Below are 16,497 nucleotides of genomic sequence, written 5' to 3' on the forward strand. Positions count from 1 at the left end.
ACACCGGTTCTGAACAACAACAAGGAACGACACACTCATGACAATGACCCCCGAGCAGGCCGCCTGGTTCCAGGGCACCTTCCAGCGCCTCGTCGAGAACATCGACAAGGCCGTGCAGGGCAAGCAGGAGATCGTCGGCCTCGTGCTGGCCGCGATGCTCGCCGAGGGCCACGTGCTCCTCGAGGACGCACCGGGTACGGGCAAGACCAGCCTCGCCAAGGCGCTGGCCGCGACCGTGCAGGGCACCAGCACGCGCATCCAGTTCACCCCCGACCTGCTGCCCTCCGACGTGACCGGTGTGACGATCTACGATCAGCAGTCGCACCGCTTCGAGTTCCACAAGGGCCCGATCTTCGCGTCGATCGTGCTCGCCGACGAGATCAACCGTGCGTCGCCGAAGACCCAGTCGGCGCTGCTCGAGGTCATGGAGGAGTCGCGCGTCACGGTCGACGGTGTCACCCACGAGACCGGGCGCCCGTTCCTCGTGATCGCCACGCAGAACCCCATCGAGCAGGCGGGAACCTACAAGCTGCCCGAGGCGCAGCTCGACCGCTTCCTGATCAAGACCTCCATCGGATACCCCGACCTCGCGGTGACCGAGAGCATTCTCGCCGGTGCCTCCGACCGCAACCCGTCTGCCGGTCTGTCCGCGATCATCACGACCAGCGCCGTCGCCGACATGGCAGACCTCGCGGCAACCGTGCACGTCGAGCCCGCCGTGCTCCGCTACGTGGCAGAGCTCGCCGAGGCGACTCGCGAAGACGGCGCCATCCGCCTCGGCGTCTCGGTGCGCGGTGCGATCGCGATGATCCGCATCGCCAAAGTCTGGGCCGCGGCTCAGGGGCGCCACTTCGTGCTCCCGGACGACATCAAGGTGCTCGCCCGCCCGGTGTGGCAGCACCGTCTGCTGCTCGACGCCGAGGCCGAGTTCGCCGGCACCAGCAGCGACACCGTCATCGCCCGCGTGCTCGATGCCGTGGCGGCCCCCCAGGCCAGAGCGGCGGCCTGATGACCGCGGAGGCCCTACCGGCGTCGACGCCGCAGACGGAGCGCGACGCCGGATGGCGTGACATCGCGGCCGTCCTCGGTGCGCGCGCCCTGACGCGCCTCCGCAAGATCACCTCCGCCATCCGTCCGCTTGCCTGGGTGCTGATGGGGCTCGCCGTCGGGTTCTGGGTCCTGGGGCAGATCGCCGGGTGGTCGGAGTTCACGATCGCCGCGGTCGTCATCGCGATCGCCGTCGCCCTGTGCGCGCTGTTCCTGATCGGTCGCACCGCCTACGACGTCGCCCTCGACCTCGCCCGCACCCGCGTCGTCGTGGGCGAGCGCGCGGTCGGCGCCCTGACCCTCGCGAACCGCGGCACCAGGGCCATCCTGCCGTCGCGAGTGGTGCTCCCGGTCGGTTCCGGGCGGGGCGAGTTCGGCATCCAGCGGCTCGCGCCGGGGGAGGAGGCGGAGGAGCTCTTCGCGATCCCGACCCAGAAGCGCGGTGTGGTCAAAGTGGGACCGGTGAGCGTCGTGCGCGGCGACCCCCTCGGGCTGTTCGAGCGGGCGCACCGTCGCGACGACCCGGTCGACCTCTTCGTGCACCCGCGCACGGTGCTGTTCGACGGCCAGTCCCTCGGCTACCTGCGGGACCTCGAGGGGCTTCCCGCCGCCGACCTGTCCCGCGACGACGTGTCGTTCCACGCCCTGCTCGAGTACCAGCCGGGCGACGACCTCCGCCACGTGCACTGGCGATCGACGGCTCGCACCGGCACCATGATGGTCCGGCAGTACGAGGAGACCCGGCGCTCGCATTTCGTGATCGGTCTGTCGCGCTCCCTCGCCGACTACGCCACCCCGGACGACTTCGAGCTGGGAGTCTCGGCCGCAGGGTCGATCGGTCTGCGTGCTCTCCGCGACTCGCAGCGCGTCGACATGCGGGTGCAGGGGCGCGAGCTGCCGGCAGGCACGGGCAAGCAGCTGCTCGATTCCCTCTCGGCCGTCGAGAACAGCAAGCCCAAGGAGGGCGGCATCGCCGAGCTCGCCGGAGTGGTGTCGGCGACGATGCCGCTCGCGAGCGTGGTTGTGCTCGTGTGCGGGGCGCGCGTCAAGCCCGACGACCTCCGCCTCGCCTGTGCGCGTCTTCCGTTCGGCGCCCGCGTGCTCGTGGTCGTCGCCGACACCACCGCCTCCGCTCCGGCCCTGCGCCGCATCGGCGATGCCGACGTCGTGACGGTCGGTGCGCTGGAGCAGATCCCCCTCGCCCTGCAGAAAGTGCTCGCATGACCGCATCCTCGGCCGCGTTCGCCGGTCTGCCCGTGCGTCGCTGGATCCTCGATCTCGGTGCCAGCACACTCCTGGTGGTCACCGCGCTGGTCGGCTTCTGGCCGACGTTCGCCGGTCCGTCCTTCCTCCCCGCCGTGGTCGGCGGTGTCGTGCTCGGCCTCGCGATCGCGGCGGTCACGACCTGGCGCCGGTGGGGCATCCTGATCGTCGCGGGTCTCACGGTCGCCGCCTACTTCGTGTTCGGCGGCGCGTTCGCCCTGCCGCAGACCTCGATCCTCGGCTTCATCCCGACGCTGGAGACGCTGCAGAAGCTCGCGCTCGGCACGGTCACCGCGTGGAAGCAGATGCTCACCACCGTGGCGCCCGTGGCCGCGGCAGACGGTCACCTCGTGATCCCGTTCCTCCTGGCTCTCGTGTTCACCACGGTGACCGCGTCGCTCGCGCTGCGCCTGTCGCAGGTGGCCTGGGCGCTGATCCCGGCCGGCGTGCTGCTCATGCTCGTGATCGCCCTCGGCACGCCGGAGCCGGCGTTCCCCCTCGTGCAAGGACTCGTCTTCGCGGTCGTGAGCATGTCCTGGCTCGCGCTTCGCCAGCTGTGGGCGCCGCAGAACACGGCGATCTCCGTCAGCGAGGTCGATCCCTCCAGGGCCTCGCACATGCGCACCCGTCGTCTGCTCGCTGGCGTGGCGGTGCTGGCGATCGCCGGTGGTGCGGGGGTGGCCACGAGCGCCGTGGCGAACCCGGCGCAGCCGCGGCACGTGTTCCGTGACGTGATCATCCCGCCGTTCGACATCCGCGACTACCCGAGCCCCCTGCAGGCGTTCCGCAAGAACGTGCGCGATGAGGCGGACGAGACGCTCTTCACGGTGCAGGGCCTGCCCAAGGGTGCTCGGGTCCGCACCGCCGTCATGGACCAGTTCGACGGCATGGTCTACAACGTCACCGACGGCGGACCCACCTCGTCGAGCGCCTTCAGCCCGCTGCGCTCGAACATGTCGCCGGATGCCGAGGGTGTTCCGGTGACGCTCAACGTGGAGATCGGCGCCTATCGCGGTGTGTGGATGCCGACCGCGGGCGAGCTGTCAGAGATCAGGTTCTCCGGCGATGACGCCGAGCAGCTGCGTCGCGGCACCTACGTGAACACCGAGACGGGCACCGCGGTCGCCACGACGAAGCTGACGAAGGGCGACGAGTACACGGTGGACGCCGTGATGCCGAACATGCCCGACGACGAACAGCTCGCCGAGGTACCGTTCGGCAAGGTTTCGATGCCGAAGCCGAGCAACGTGCCGGAGGAGCTCACGGCCCTTGCGGCCGAGACCGTGGCCGGGGCTGAGACGCCCATCGAGCGGGTGCGCGCCCTCGAGAACTTCCTGGCGAAGGAGGGTTTCTTCAGCCACGGGCTCGAGGGGGAGGTCATCTCCCGGGCTGGACACACCGCCGAGCGCATCTCCACCCTCGTCGGCGGCGAGCAGATGATCGGCGACGACGAGCAGTACGCCGTGGCGATGGCGCTGCTCGCCGGGCAGGTCGACATCCCTGCTCGTGTGGTCATGGGCTACTACCCCGACGAGGAGAACGCGGGAGAAGCCACGTTCGCCGCCACCGGCGACAACGTGCACGCCTGGGTCGAGGTCAACTTCGAGGGGCTCGGGTGGATGGCCTTCAACCCCACCCCACCCGAAGACCAGGTGCCGAACGATCAGAACACCAAACCGCGCGTCGACCCGAAGCCGCAGGTGCTGCAGCCCCCGCCTCCGCCGCAGGAGCCCGTCGATCTGCCGCCCACGCTGCCCGACGACCGCGAGGGCGAGGACGAGAGTCTCAACATCGCCGGCATCATCGGGGCGATCCTCGTGATCGGTGGCATCTCCCTCGGAGTGATCGCACTCCTGGCATCGCCGTTCATCGTGATCGGTGCGTGGAAGGCGGCGAAGCGTCGTTCCCGGCGCGCGGCCGCGCGCACCGCCGACCGCATCAGCGGAGGCTGGGACGAGCTCACCGACCGTGCCGTGGACTACGGCGCGCGCATCCCTCCCGGCGGCACCCGGATCGAGGAGGCGGCGGTCGTGGCGTCTTCGCTGACGGTTCCGCAGGTCACCACCCTCGCCGAGCGGGCCGATGCCGACGTGTTCGGCCCCGCCGAGCCGAGCCAGGAGGACGTCGACGCCTTCTGGCACGAGGTCGATGACATCGTGGGCGGTCTCGGGAAGGAAGCCGGGTTCTGGAAGCGTCTTCAGGCGCGACTGAGCGTCCGCTCCCTGGTCGGCGGCACGGCCATCTCGAACGGATTCCAGAATCTGAAGGAAGCGGCGGCCGTGCGCGTCCGCCGTGAACCTGGCACCATCAAGAACAGTACGACGCCCCCGTCCTCCGAGAGCGAGACCTCATGACGCAGCCCGCGACCGACCAGATCGCGCCGATCTCCCGTCGCGCCGTCGCCTACCTCATCGACGCCCTGATCGCCGGGGGCCTCGCGATCGTGCTCGGCGGCGGCCTCCTGGTCGGCGCCTCGCTCACCGGCAGCCTCGAGGGCAGTGTCGGAGTGCTGCTGATCGGCGGGCCGGTCGTGAGCCTGCTCCTTCTCGGCTGGTTCGTCGTCTACACCGTGATGCAGGCGGGCGCCGGCTCGATCGGCATGCGCGCACAGGGCCTTCGGCTGGTCTCGGCCACGGACGGGAGCGGCCTCGGTTTCGGACGGACGCTGCTGCGCAACGTCATCTTCAGCCTCGCCGCCGCCATCGTCGTGGGCTACTTCACGCCGCTGTTCGACGGCTCCGGTCGGTTCCAGGGGTGGCACGACAAGGTGGCCGGCTCTCTCATGGTTGACGCGCGCGTGTCCGCGCCCGCCACCTCGACGGCCGCGACCCCCGCCTCGACCGGACCCAGGGCCGCGGCGCCGACGCCCGCACCGGCGATCCCCGGACTCCCGCAGCCCGCTCCTGCCTCCGCCCCGGCTCCCGCTCCGGTTCCGGCGTCCGTTCCTGCGTCGGCTCCCGGCACGCCGCCCTCCGCTTCGATCCCTCCACGACCGGCTGCTCCTGCGGCACCGGTCGCCGACGCGGGATCCCTCATCGCCTTCGTCCCCGGCATCACTCAGGATGCTCCTGCACGCCCAGCGCCCGAGCCCGAGACCGGGCCCTCACCTGCGCTCGAGGAGACGATCCAGCAGCAGCCTGTGGCTCCGGTGAGCCCGCCCGCCGCCAGCCCGCCCGCGGCGACGCCGCCGGCTGTGCCTGCCGCTCCCGCGGCGCCTGCCGCCTCGCGCGCCACCGAGGAGGACGACCTCGAGGACACCAGGATCAGTGTTCCGGGACACCGCCTCGTCTTCACGTGGGACGACGGCACGCGTGTCTCCGTCTCCCGCCGCACGGTCTTCGGCCGCAACCCCGCACCGGAAGAGGGAGCGACGCTCGTGCCCGTGCGCGACGAGACGCTCTCGCTCTCGAAGACGCACTTCGAGGCGGCGGCCGAGACCTCGGGCGGCTGGGTGATGGACCGACACTCCACGAACGGGATGACGATCGTCCGCGCGGGACAGCGGATCGCCTGCCCCGCCGGGCAGCGCGTCCCGGTGCGGCTGGGCGACGCCATCGAGATCGGCGACCGCATCGTCACGATCGGCGGATACGCATGAGGCCGGGACTGGTCGTCTCGACCGGATCGGCCACGCATCCGGGACTCCGGCGTGCGCTGAACGAGGACGCGCATCTCGCGTCGGCGCCGATCTTCCTGGTCGCCGACGGAATGGGCGGGCACGAGGCGGGGGAGCGCGCGAGCGCCGCTGTGATCGCGGAGTTCGCGCGCTACATCGGCCGGTCCGCGCTCGAACTCGACGACGTGCGTCTGGCGCTCTCCCTGGCGAGGGAGAGCGTCGAGGAGCTGTCCACCTCGGGCAACGGCCGCGCAGGTACGACCCTCAGCGGTGTGTTCGTCGCTTCGGTCGACGGCATGGGCTACTGGCTCGCCCTCAACATCGGCGACTCGCGCACCTATCGCTTCGCAGACGGCGAGCTGGAGCAGATCACCGTGGACCATTCCGTGGTGCAGGAGCTGATCGAATCGGGTGAGCTCACGGTGGAGGATGCCGTCTCCGACCGCCGCCGCAACATCATCACGCGGGCGATCGGCGCGAGCAGCACGGGCGACGCCGACTACTGGATGTTCCCCGCCGAGCTCGGCGACCGGATGCTGGTGTGCTCGGACGGACTCACATCCGAGGTCGCCGACGCCCGCATCCGCGAGATCCTGATCGCCGAGAAGGACCCGCAGCGGGCCGCAGACGTGCTCATCGACGAGGCCGTCAGCGCCGGGGGCAGGGACAACATCACGGTGCTCGTCATCGACGCCGTCTCCGTCGCCTCGAGACCGGGGACGCTGATGGCCACCGATACGGACATCGACCAGGACACACGTCCACGAGAAGCCGCAGCAGGAGGGGTTCGCTGATGCAGACCAGCTACCGACCGGGACAGTGGTACCTGATCGTCATCCCGGGAGCGGTCGTCGCCCTGCCGCCCGACGTGCCAGGCGATGTCGTCGCGCGGCTGTGGGAGCGCCTGCCGGAGGAGAAGACGCTCGCGACCGTGGTCGATGTGCTCACCGCGCAGTCGGGGGTCTCGTTCACCTCGCTGCCCTCGTTCGTCGCGGCCGTGGCCGAAGGATCGGACATGCGGATCGCCCTGCGGGGTGCGGTCACCGCGAGTGTGGAGACCGGCACCGAGTCGTTCGAGCTCTCCGGCGACGATGTCACCACCTGGAACGAGCGCTACCTCGGCGGTGCGACGAAGGTCGAGATCACGGTCGAGAGCACCGATGCCGATGCCGACGGACTTCCCGTGCAGAGCGGAATCGTCCGGGCGGCGGCCGTGAGCGCCGAGCTCGAGCCGAGCGATGCCGATCCGCTCCCCTCCGTCCTCGGCCCTGTCCCGGTCGTCGGGGAGTCGGTGTCGGAAGCGGACGCCGCGGAGCCGGCTCCGGAGCCGGTGGCAGCTCCTGAGCCCGCGCCGGAGCCGGTGGCAGCTCCGGAACCCGAGCCCGAGCCCACGCCCGAGCCCGAGCCCGAACCTGAGCCGACGCCCGAGGAACCGCTCCCCGTCATCGACGATGCCTTCCTGCCGCCCACCGAGGTGACGCTCGCCCCGCCGGTCGACGACGACTTCGATCAGCTGTGGGGCGCCACCGTGCACTCCGTCGGCGGGGCGGCGACGCCGGCGGCGCCGATCGCCGTCGAGGGTGACCACGACGGCGCGACGATCTCGGCCGCAGACCTCCGTGCGCTCCGCCAGCAGCCACCGGTCTCCAGCGACGCCCCGACGGAGGTGCTCGACGTCACCCCGGCACCGGCCGCGGCCTCCGTCGGCCGCATCCGCCTGTCCACGGGGCAGGAGACGGCTCTGGATCGCACCGTGATCATCGGGCGCCGCCCGCGGTCGACACGGGCGAGCGGCGCGAATCTCCCGCATCTCATCGCCGTCGAGAGCCCGCAGCAGGACATCTCGCGCAGCCATCTCGAGGTGCGGCCCGAAGGCGACACCGTGGTGGTCATCGACCTGCACACCACGAACGGATCCACCCTGCTGCGGCCCGGTGCCGACCCCGTGCGGCTGCACCCCGGCGAGCAGACGCTGGTGCTCTCCGGCGACGTCGTCGACCTCGGCGACGGTGTCACGGTCGCCTTCGAGGATCTGCCGTGACGCGTCGCCCCTCCCCGCCGCCGGACCTTCCCGGCTTCACCTACGTCGAGCCGCTGGGTACCGGCGGCTTCGCCGACGTCTTCCTCTACGAGCAGGAGATGCCGCGCCGCCGGGTCGCGGTGAAGGTGCTGCTCGCCGATCGCATCTCCAGCGGCGCCGCTCAGGAGTTCGCGGATGAGGCGAACGTCATGGCGATGCTCTCCACCCACCCCGCGATCGTGACGATCTACCAGGCAGGGGTCGCCGGAGACGGACGCCCCTACCTGGTGATGGAGTACTGCCCGCGGCCCAACCTCCAGCTGCGCGCGCGGAAGGACCCGTTCTCGGTGGCCGAGGCGCTCCGGGTCGGTGTGCAGGTGGCCGGTGCCGTCGAGACAGCGCACCGCGCCGGCGTGCTGCACCGCGACATCAAGCCCGCCAACATCCTCGTCACCGAGTACAACAGGCCGGCGCTCACCGACTTCGGCATCGCGTCCACCACCGGAGCCACGGGAGAGGCATCGGGGATGTCGATTCCGTGGTCGCCTCCCGAATCGTTCGCCGAGCCGCCGCAGAGCGGACCGCGCACGGATGTGTGGGCCCTCGGAGCGACGCTGTACACCCTGCTGGCCGGCCGTTCCCCGTTCGAACGTCCGGGGGAGCGCAACTCGAGCGCCGACCTCATCGAACGCATCGAGCGCGCAGCTCTCCCCTCGCTGAAGCGGCCGGATTCGCCCGAGAGCCTGCAGCGACTCCTCGAGCGCGCGATGGCGAAGAACCCCGACGATCGTTTCCCGAGCGCCGTGGCGTTCGCGCGGGCGCTGCAGAAGGTGCAGATCGAGCTCTCGCATTCGGTGACGCCGATCGACATCGTCGACGACCACCCGCCGGCGGAAGACCTGGACGACGACGGCGACGGCCTCACGCGGGTGCGCGAGATCGTCAGCATCGACCCCGACGTGGCATCGTTCACCCGCCCGTCGGCGACGACGCAGCGCAAAGAGCCTCCGGCCGTGCTGCCCGGCATCCCGCGCTTCGACGCGCCACCCGCCGAGACATCGTCCGTGCCGTTCGTCGAGCAGACGCAGCTGCGTGCTCCGACTCCTGCTCCGCCGCAGCCGCTCCCCCCGAGCGCCGATGACCGGACGATCGCCCGCGCGCCGCAGGTGGTCGCCCCCGATGCCGCCGTGCCGCCGCCGATGGTGCCTGGCACGCCCGTCGCAGCTCCGGCCGTACCCGAAGCGCCGCGCAGTCGCAAGGGCCTCTGGTTCGGGCTCGCCGCCGCCGGAGTCGTGATCGTGATCGGCGGGATCGTCGGTCTGAACCTCCTGGTCGCCGGGATCACTCCCGAACCGCAGGAGACGGCCGAGGCCGTCGACCCGAAGGATGTCGGCACGGATGTGGTGCCGAAGGTGACCGAGCTCGCCGGCACGCGCCAGGGCGAACAGGTCGTCTTCACCTGGACGAACCCGAGCCCGCTCGACGGCGACTCGTACATCTGGACCCCGGTGGCCGTCTCGGGAGAGGTCGATCCGCAGCAGACGCCGGACCCGACCGCCACGGTGCCTGCCACGGCGGGAACCGTGTGCATCGACGTGATGCTGCGACGCGACGACGGGCGCGCGTCCGAGACCGTGCGGGGGTGCGTGGAGTGAGTGGTGAAGGCGGTGTGACCGTCGAATTCGCGGGGGAGTACTTCCCGGTCCGTCGGGGCGGGCGGTTCATCGTCGGTCGCGAGGGCGACCTCGAACTCGACGACAATCTGTTCCTGCACCGGCACTTCCTGGAGATCACCGACGCCGACGGGCTGTGGTGGCTCTCGAACGTCGGAACGCGGCTCACGGCGACCGTGACCGACTCCGCCGGCGGAGTGCAGGCCTGGCTCGCTCCCGGCGCCCGTCTTCCCCTGGTCTTCGAGACCACCACGGTCGTGTTCAGCGCAGGACCGACGACGTACGAGCTCACCCTGCACGCGGCCGAGCCGACGTTCCGTGCGACCAGACGCGAGCACGACGACGGCGGGGCATCGACGATCGGCGACGTGCCGCTGACCCTCAGCCAGAAGCTCCTCATCCTCGCGCTGGCCGAGCCGCAGCTGCGCAGGGACGGCACGGGCATGAGCGAGATCCCCACCTCGGCGAAGGCCGCGGAGCGACTCGGGTGGACGGTCACGCGCTTCAACCGCAAGCTCGACAACGTGTGCGACAAGTTCGACCGGATCGGCGTGCCCGGCATGCGGGGTGGGCAGCGCAGCTTCGCGACCAACCGACGCGCGCGGCTGGTCGAACACGTGATCGCCTCGCGCCTGGTCGGCAAGAGCGACCTGCCTCTGCTCGACACCGCGCACGCCGTCGACGAGGCCGAGGGAGAGCAGGAGTGATCTGGGAGATCGACGACCACGCTCCCGAGGTCGAAGGGCTCGACGCGCACGGACGCCCCGACCCCGCGTACGCGGCGTCGCTGGGGCTGCGACCGGCGGGGTGGGGAACGCGTGTGCTCGCCGCTCTCATCGAGTGGACGGTGGCCGTGCTCATCGCACTTCCGGCCATCATCGCCCTGACTCCCGTGCTCGCTCAGGCGGTGTCGGGGGAGTTCGACCCGGAGAAGTTCTTCGCCCGGGGCGACCTGGTGTGGCTCATCGTCGCCGCCGCGGTCTCGCAGGGGCTGATGATCGCGTACGTGGTGGTCCAGCTCGTGCTGCACGGACGCAAGGGAGTGACGCTCGGCAAGGCGATCTGCGGCATCCGCTCGGTGAACGTCCGCACCCTCGAGCGCCCGGGATTCTGGCGCGGCGCCGTGGTCCGGTACCTCGTCGCGTACGCCTCGTTCATCGTGCCGATCATCGGTCCCGTGCTGGTGATCATGCTCTCGCCGCTCTTCGACATCGAGAAGCGCGGTCGTGGATGGCTCGACCTCGCCGCCGCGACCTGGTTCGTGGACGTGCGGGGCGGCTTGAACCCCTACGACCAGAAGCGCATGCGCATCGCGCGCAAACGGGTGAAGACGCCGGAGCACGAGGAGAAGGCGCCGCTGCCGTCCCTGGCCACGCCGGTGCATCGCGATGCCCCGGCGGAGTACGTTCCGAGTGCACGGTTCTCCGGCGGTGTGATCGGCGCGCATCGATCCACCGGGGGCACCGCGCCGGAGCCGCAGGAGACCCCGGGCGTCGGATCCATGGTGTCGGCCGTGCCCCCGTCCCTGGCGACGGGTGCTCCCGGCCCGGCATCATTCTCTCCGGCTCCGGCTCCGGCTCCGGCTCCGGCTCCGGCTCCGGCTCCGGCCTCAGCACCGACCGCGGTTCCTTCTGCCCCCGAACCGGCACCCGTTCGGCCCCCGGCATCCGCTCCTGTCGCCACCCCTGCCGCCGTAGCGGCACCCGCTGTGGAAACGCCGGCAGCCCCGGACGCACCGGCACCTGCCGCATTTCCCGCGCCGGGGTCTTCTCCCGCGCCGGTGGGAGTACGAGCGCTCCTGGTGCTCGACACCGGGCAGCGCATCGAGGTGCGGGGGACGACGCTGTTTGGGCGATCCCCGAGTGCCGCCGCAGGCGAGGGTGAGGCGCTCCTGGTGCCGGTCGTCGACGACACGCGCTCGGTGTCCAAGACCCACATCGCGGTGATGCCGGCCCGACGGGGCGTCTTCGTCGTCGACCGGGCCTCCACGAACGGCAGCGCGATCGTCCGAGGCGGTTCCGAGACGGCGCTGCCGGCGGGACACCCGGCGGAATTGCAGATCGGCGACACGGTGCGCTTCGGCGACCGGTCCCTCCAGGTGGAGTGGGTATGACCCTGAGCAGTGAGATGCGCCCTCGGCGCGGTGAGGACGAGCGATGAGAGTCAAACTGACCCTGCGTCGACCCGCGGCACCCCTGACCGATGTGGTCGTGATGGCCGACTCGACGGCGACGATCGCCGACGTGGCGCGGCAGATCGCCACGACCGATCCCGCGCGCAGCATCATGGCCGCGCCCAGCGATGTGCTCACGCTGTCCGTCGCCCCACCGACCAGCGAGCAGCTCACGATGCTCAATCCCGATCTGCTCGTGGGCGATGCCCCGATCGGCTCCGGGTTCCTCGCCGAGGTGGTCAACGTCGGATCCCATCGGGCGTCGGTGGGCGGCGCGGGCACGCACCCGGCCGCCGTCCTCACGGTGGTCGCCGGTCCTGCCGCCGGGCAGGAGTTCCCGTTGCCGATCGGTCACTTCCTGATCGGCCGCGACGCCGCCAACGATGTCACCATCGCCGACCCGCTGGTCTCGAAGCGGCACGCCCGCATCGAGGTCGCAGCGACCTTCGTCGAACTGGTCGATCTGAACTCGGCGAACGGCATCCTCGTCGACGGCGGACTCGTGCAGCGGCTCCGGGTCATCCCCGGACAGAGCTTCGTGCTGGGCGACTGCGAGTTCGTCGTGCACATGGTGAGCGATTTCGACGGCTCCGCCAGCGGCGACCCGGTGCTCGAGCGCGGGGGCGCTCTGATGTTCAACCGCAGCCCGCGCGTCGAGGAGCGCTTCACAGGGCAGGAACTGGACGAACCGCGCTACCCCCGCGACCAGCCGTCCCGGCTGTTCCCCTGGCCCATGCTCGTCGCGCCGATCCTGCTGGCCGTCACGATGTTCAGCATCACGCAGCGTCCGGCATCCCTCCTGATCGCGGCCGCGTCGCCGATGATGATGTTCGGAAACTTCATCTCGCAGAAGACCAATCTCGGTCAGCGTCTGCGCAAGGAGGCGGAGTCGTTCGAGGAGCAGTTCGAACGCCTGGAGGAGACGCTCTACCACTCGCACCCGAAGGAGCGGGAGGTGCGGCAGAACGAGGTACCGGCCGTCGCCGTCGTGTTCGACGAGGCGATGCGGCTCGGACCCCTGCTGTGGACGCGACGCCCCGAGCACTGGAATTTCCTCGCGATGCGCCTGGGCGTCTGCGAGAGCGAGGCGCGCACGCGCATCAAGCGCACCGAGAGCCCTGACGCGCTCGTCGAGTACGTCGAGCGCGTCGACCGCCTCGAGGAGCGGTACCGGATGATCGACGACGTGCCGATCCTGGAGTCGCTCCAGAGCGTCGGGTCGATCGGTGTGGCCGGTCCCACGTCGGTGGCGAGCGATGCACTCCGCGGCATCGCGGTGCAGCTGTTCGGCACGCATTCGCCGAACGAGCTGGTGACGGTCGCGCTGACCGAGCCGGGCTGGGCCAACGAGCTCGACTGGCTCAAGTGGCTGCCCCACACCTCCAGCGAGCGCAACCCGTTCAAGGAGATGCCTCTGGCGGACTCCGCCTCGACCGGCACGGCACTGCTCAGCGGTCTCGAGGAGATCGTCTTGCGTCGCTCACGGGAGTCGAAGTCCGCCCGGCCGCCGTACGGCGCCGACTGGGACCCGATGCGCTACGGCACCGACGTCAAGCGCGCCGCCGAGGACGCGACGTTCCCCGGCCAGACGGCGATCCTCGTGATCATCACGAACGATGCTCCTGTCGATCGCGCCCGGTTGACCCAGATCCTGGAACGCGGCGCCGACGTCGGCGTGTACGCCCTGTTCGTCGCTCCCGTGGTCGAGGCGCTGCCCGCCGCGTGCCGCACGTTCGTCGACGTGAGCGCAGGGCTCGGCGATGCGGTCGTCGGCACGGTCCGCAGCGGCGTGGACTATCGCGGAGTGCAGGTCGAGGGCGTCTCGCACGCCTATATGACCATGTTCGCCAAGCGACTGGCCCCCGTCGTCGACTCCAGCACCGTGATCGAGGACTCCTCCGACATCCCGAACTCGGTCAGCTTCCTCTCCCTGGTGGGTACCGAGGTCGCGGAGGACGCGAACGCGGTGATCGACCGCTGGCGCCAGAACAACACGATCATCGACCGCTCCGGTGTCCCGCAGGCCCGACTGAAGAAGGCGGGGAACCTGCGCGCCATCATCGGGCAGTCGCAGACTGACGCGATGACCCTCGACCTGCGCACCCAGGGTCCGCACGCCCTCGTCGGCGGGACGACGGGTGCCGGTAAGAGCGAGTTCCTGCAGGCCTGGGTGCTCGGCATGGCAGCCGCCCACAGCCCGGATCGCGTCACCTTCCTCTTCGTCGACTACAAGGGCGGCTCCGCGTTCGCCGACTGCGTCGACCTGCCGCACACGGTGGGCCTGGTCACCGACCTGAGCCCGCACCTGGTGCGTCGCGCCCTCACGAGCCTGCGCGCCGAGCTGCACCACCGCGAGCACCTCTTCAACCGCAAGAAGGCCAAGGACCTGCTCGAGCTCGAGAAGCGGCGTGACCCGGAGACTCCGCCAGCGCTCGTGCTCGTGATCGACGAGTTCGCCGCGCTCGCCGGAGAGGTGCCGGAGTTCGTCGACGGCGTCGTCGACATCGCCCAGCGCGGTCGCTCCCTCGGCATCCACCTGATCATGGCGACGCAGCGACCGGCCGGTGTCATCAAGGACAACCTGCGGGCGAACACGAACCTGCGCGTCGCGCTGCGCATGGCGGACGAATCCGATTCGAAGGATGTCGTCGACGATCCGGTGGCGGCGACGTTCCCGCCCTCGCTGCCGGGGCGCGGCATCGCGAAGACCGGTCCCGGACGCCTCGTGCCGTTCCAGTCGGCGTACGCCGGCGGATGGACGACGGATGAGGCGCAGGTCGCCGAGGTGAAGGTGGCCGAACTCCGATTCGGCTCCATCCAGACCTGGGAGGCCGAGCAGGCTCCGGAGTCCGAGTCCCACGACGAGGATCTCGGACCCAACGACCAGAAGCGCATCGTGGCGACGCTCGTGAACGCGGCACGTGCGGCTCGTATCCCTGCGCCCCGGCGTCCGTGGCTGGACGACCTCGAGGGGGCCGTCGACATGCGCGACCTCCCGGTGCTCGGCGACGGACAGGTGCTGCTCGGCAAGATGGACGTGCCGGAGCGGCAGCTGCAGGAGCCGGCGTACTTCCACCCCGACAAGGACGGCTCGCTCCTCGTCTACGGCACGAGCGGATCGGGCAAGTCGACCGTGCTGCGCACCATCGCGATCGCGGCGGGCTTCGACCCCGCGCATTCGAACGTCGAGGTGTACGGGCTCGATTTCGGGTCCGGCTCGCTCAAGAGCCTGGAGATGCTGCCCCACGTCGGATCGATCATCTCTGGCGACGACTCCGAGCGCGTGCAGCGCGTGCTGCGCTCGCTGGCCGCGGTTCTGGATGACCGTGGCAAGCGCTTCAGTGCCGCCAACGCCTCCAGCCTCACCGAGTACCGGGAGCTCACGGGGCGGGACGAGGCGCGCATCCTGCTGCTGATCGACGGCTTCCCGCAGTTCCGCAGCGAGTGGGAGTCGACCACCGCGCGGATGCCGTTCTACCAGACCTTCATGCGCATCCTCGGCGAGGGTCGCCCGCTGGGCGTGCACGTGATCGCGAGCGCCGACCGTTCCGGCTCCGTGCCCACAGCGGTCAGCGCGAACGTGTCGCGGCGCGTGGTGCTGCGCCTCTCGGACGAGTCAGGGTACGCGATGCTGAACGCGCCCAAGGATGTGCTCGACGAGCGTTCTGCGCCCGGTCGCGCCATCGTCGACGGACGCGAGACGCAGATCGCGACGCTGGGCGGGACCCCGAACGTGGCGGAGCAGACCAAGCTGCTCGAGGGGCTCGCCGAGAAGCTGCGTGCGGCCGGAGCGAGGGAGGTGCCCGAGATCGGCGCGCTGCCCACCCGCCTGTCGGTGCGCGACCTGCCCGATCGCCTCGGCGAGTTCCCGGTGCTCGGTGTCGCGGAGGACACCCTGGCGGCGCGCGACTTCGACCCGGTCGGCACGTTCGTCGTGGCCGGTCCGCCGTCGTCGGGCAAGACCAACGCCCTCAAGTCGCTCATCACCTCGATGCGGAGACTCGATCCGGCGACCGTGCTGTTCCACTTCGGAGGCCGTCGTGCCCAGCTCAAGGAGTACACGAGCTGGACGCGCAGCGCCGTGACGCCGGAGGACGCGAAGGAGCTCGCCAAGGAGATCACCGAGCTGATCGCCGACGACTCGCTCCCGACGAGGGTGCTCATCGTGGTCGAAGACGTGCCCCAGTTCGCCGACAGCCCAGCCGAGCGCGAGATGAAGGCCCTCTTCCAGGCGATCAATCGCAGCGACCACCTGCTCATCGGCGACGCCGACGTCACGCAGGTCACGAGCGGCTTCGGATTCATCGGCGACTTCAAGGCCGGGCGCAAGGGCATCATCCTCAAGCCCGATTCCTTCGACGGCGACGCGGTGTTCAAGGTGCCGTTCCCGAAGGTCAAGCGCACCGACTTCCCCGAGGGGCGAGGCATCTTCGTGCAGGCCGGACGGCAGGTCACAGTGCAGCTGCCGCTCGTCGAGGGGTAGGCGACGGCCGCAATCGTGGATGGGGAGTTGTCCCCATCGACGGGGGCGCGGATATTTCCATAGGGTGGTGTTATTCGGGCCGGAGGGGTCCGGTTCTCTCGATTTGCGGAGGTGTGGACGATGGCCGATTTCGGTGCGTCTTATGCGGAGATGGAGCAGGTGGCGGGTTCGCTGTCGCAGGCTCGTGATGACATTCAGGGGCAGTTGGACACGCTGAAGGGT

10 protein-coding genes are annotated in these 16,497 nt (G+C 70.3%); all 10 read left to right on the forward strand.

What is annotated here, in order from left to right; genetic code table 11:
- Nucleotides 1–37 precede the first annotated feature (37 nt).
- From AB4070_RS18450 to AB4070_RS18495, 10 genes are read left to right on the forward strand one after another with little or no spacing between them, the layout of a single operon-like run.
- On the forward strand, nucleotides 38–1,009 hold the full coding sequence (locus AB4070_RS18450) for an AAA family ATPase (protein ID WP_441981384.1): 972 nt from the start codon (nucleotides 38–40) through the stop codon (nucleotides 1,007–1,009).
- Nucleotides 1,009–2,271 carry a DUF58 domain-containing protein gene (locus AB4070_RS18455; RefSeq protein ID WP_441981385.1) on the forward strand — a complete coding sequence of 421 codons (1,263 nt, stop codon included), beginning with the start codon at nucleotides 1,009–1,011 and terminating at the stop codon, nucleotides 2,269–2,271. Before AB4070_RS18450 ends, AB4070_RS18455 begins: the two co-directional genes overlap by 1 nt.
- On the forward strand, nucleotides 2,268–4,664 hold the full coding sequence (locus AB4070_RS18460; RefSeq protein WP_441981386.1) for a transglutaminase family protein: 2,397 nt from the start codon (nucleotides 2,268–2,270) through the stop codon (nucleotides 4,662–4,664). Before AB4070_RS18455 ends, AB4070_RS18460 begins: the two co-directional genes overlap by 4 nt.
- Nucleotides 4,661–5,908 carry an RDD family protein gene (locus tag AB4070_RS18465; RefSeq protein WP_441981387.1) on the forward strand — a complete coding sequence of 416 codons (1,248 nt, stop codon included), beginning with the start codon at nucleotides 4,661–4,663 and terminating at the stop codon, nucleotides 5,906–5,908. Before AB4070_RS18460 ends, AB4070_RS18465 begins: the two co-directional genes overlap by 4 nt.
- Nucleotides 5,905–6,720 (forward strand): PP2C family protein-serine/threonine phosphatase, encoded by an 816-nt coding sequence (locus AB4070_RS18470; RefSeq protein WP_046746681.1) that lies wholly within the window; start codon nucleotides 5,905–5,907, stop codon nucleotides 6,718–6,720. Before AB4070_RS18465 ends, AB4070_RS18470 begins: the two co-directional genes overlap by 4 nt.
- A complete protein-coding gene (locus tag AB4070_RS18475) occupies nucleotides 6,720–7,967 on the forward strand; it encodes an FHA domain-containing protein (RefSeq protein WP_441981388.1) in 1,248 nt (415 codons plus the stop codon). The genes AB4070_RS18470 and AB4070_RS18475 overlap by 1 nt, the downstream gene beginning before the upstream one ends.
- Nucleotides 7,964–9,601, forward strand: a complete 1,638-nt coding sequence (locus tag AB4070_RS18480) for a serine/threonine-protein kinase (protein WP_441981389.1) — start codon at nucleotides 7,964–7,966, stop codon at nucleotides 9,599–9,601. The genes AB4070_RS18475 and AB4070_RS18480 overlap by 4 nt, the downstream gene beginning before the upstream one ends.
- Nucleotides 9,602–9,615: 14 nt before the next feature.
- On the forward strand, nucleotides 9,616–10,326 hold the full coding sequence (locus tag AB4070_RS18485; RefSeq protein WP_230977970.1) for a hypothetical protein: 711 nt from the start codon (nucleotides 9,616–9,618) through the stop codon (nucleotides 10,324–10,326).
- A complete protein-coding gene (locus AB4070_RS18490; protein WP_441981390.1) occupies nucleotides 10,323–11,732 on the forward strand; it encodes an RDD family protein in 1,410 nt (469 codons plus the stop codon). The genes AB4070_RS18485 and AB4070_RS18490 overlap by 4 nt, the downstream gene beginning before the upstream one ends.
- Nucleotides 11,733–11,775: 43 nt before the next feature.
- Nucleotides 11,776–16,275: an FtsK/SpoIIIE domain-containing protein gene (locus AB4070_RS18495; RefSeq protein ID WP_441981391.1), complete on the forward strand. Its 4,500-nt coding sequence runs from the start codon at nucleotides 11,776–11,778 to the stop codon at nucleotides 16,273–16,275.
- The last annotated feature ends 222 nt before the right edge of the window (nucleotides 16,276–16,497 follow it).

Source organism: Microbacterium sp. 2RAF4, assembly GCF_052115285.1.
GTDB classification, from domain to species: Bacteria; Actinomycetota; Actinomycetes; order Actinomycetales; family Microbacteriaceae; genus Microbacterium; species Microbacterium oxydans.

Excerpts from the sequence above, each read along its gene's own strand:
- AB4070_RS18450 (WP_441981384.1), top strand. The coding sequence starts at position 38 with ATGACAATGACCCCCGAGCAGGCCGCCTGGTTCCAGGGCACCTTCCAG.
- AB4070_RS18455 (WP_441981385.1), top strand. The coding sequence starts at position 1,009 with ATGACCGCGGAGGCCCTACCGGCGTCGACGCCGCAGACGGAGCGCGAC.
- AB4070_RS18460 (WP_441981386.1), top strand. The coding sequence starts at position 2,268 with ATGACCGCATCCTCGGCCGCGTTCGCCGGTCTGCCCGTGCGTCGCTGG.
- AB4070_RS18465 (WP_441981387.1), top strand. The coding sequence starts at position 4,661 with ATGACGCAGCCCGCGACCGACCAGATCGCGCCGATCTCCCGTCGCGCC.
- AB4070_RS18470 (WP_046746681.1), top strand. The coding sequence starts at position 5,905 with ATGAGGCCGGGACTGGTCGTCTCGACCGGATCGGCCACGCATCCGGGA.
- AB4070_RS18475 (WP_441981388.1), top strand. The coding sequence starts at position 6,720 with ATGCAGACCAGCTACCGACCGGGACAGTGGTACCTGATCGTCATCCCG.
- AB4070_RS18495 (WP_441981391.1), top strand. The coding sequence starts at position 11,776 with ATGAGAGTCAAACTGACCCTGCGTCGACCCGCGGCACCCCTGACCGAT.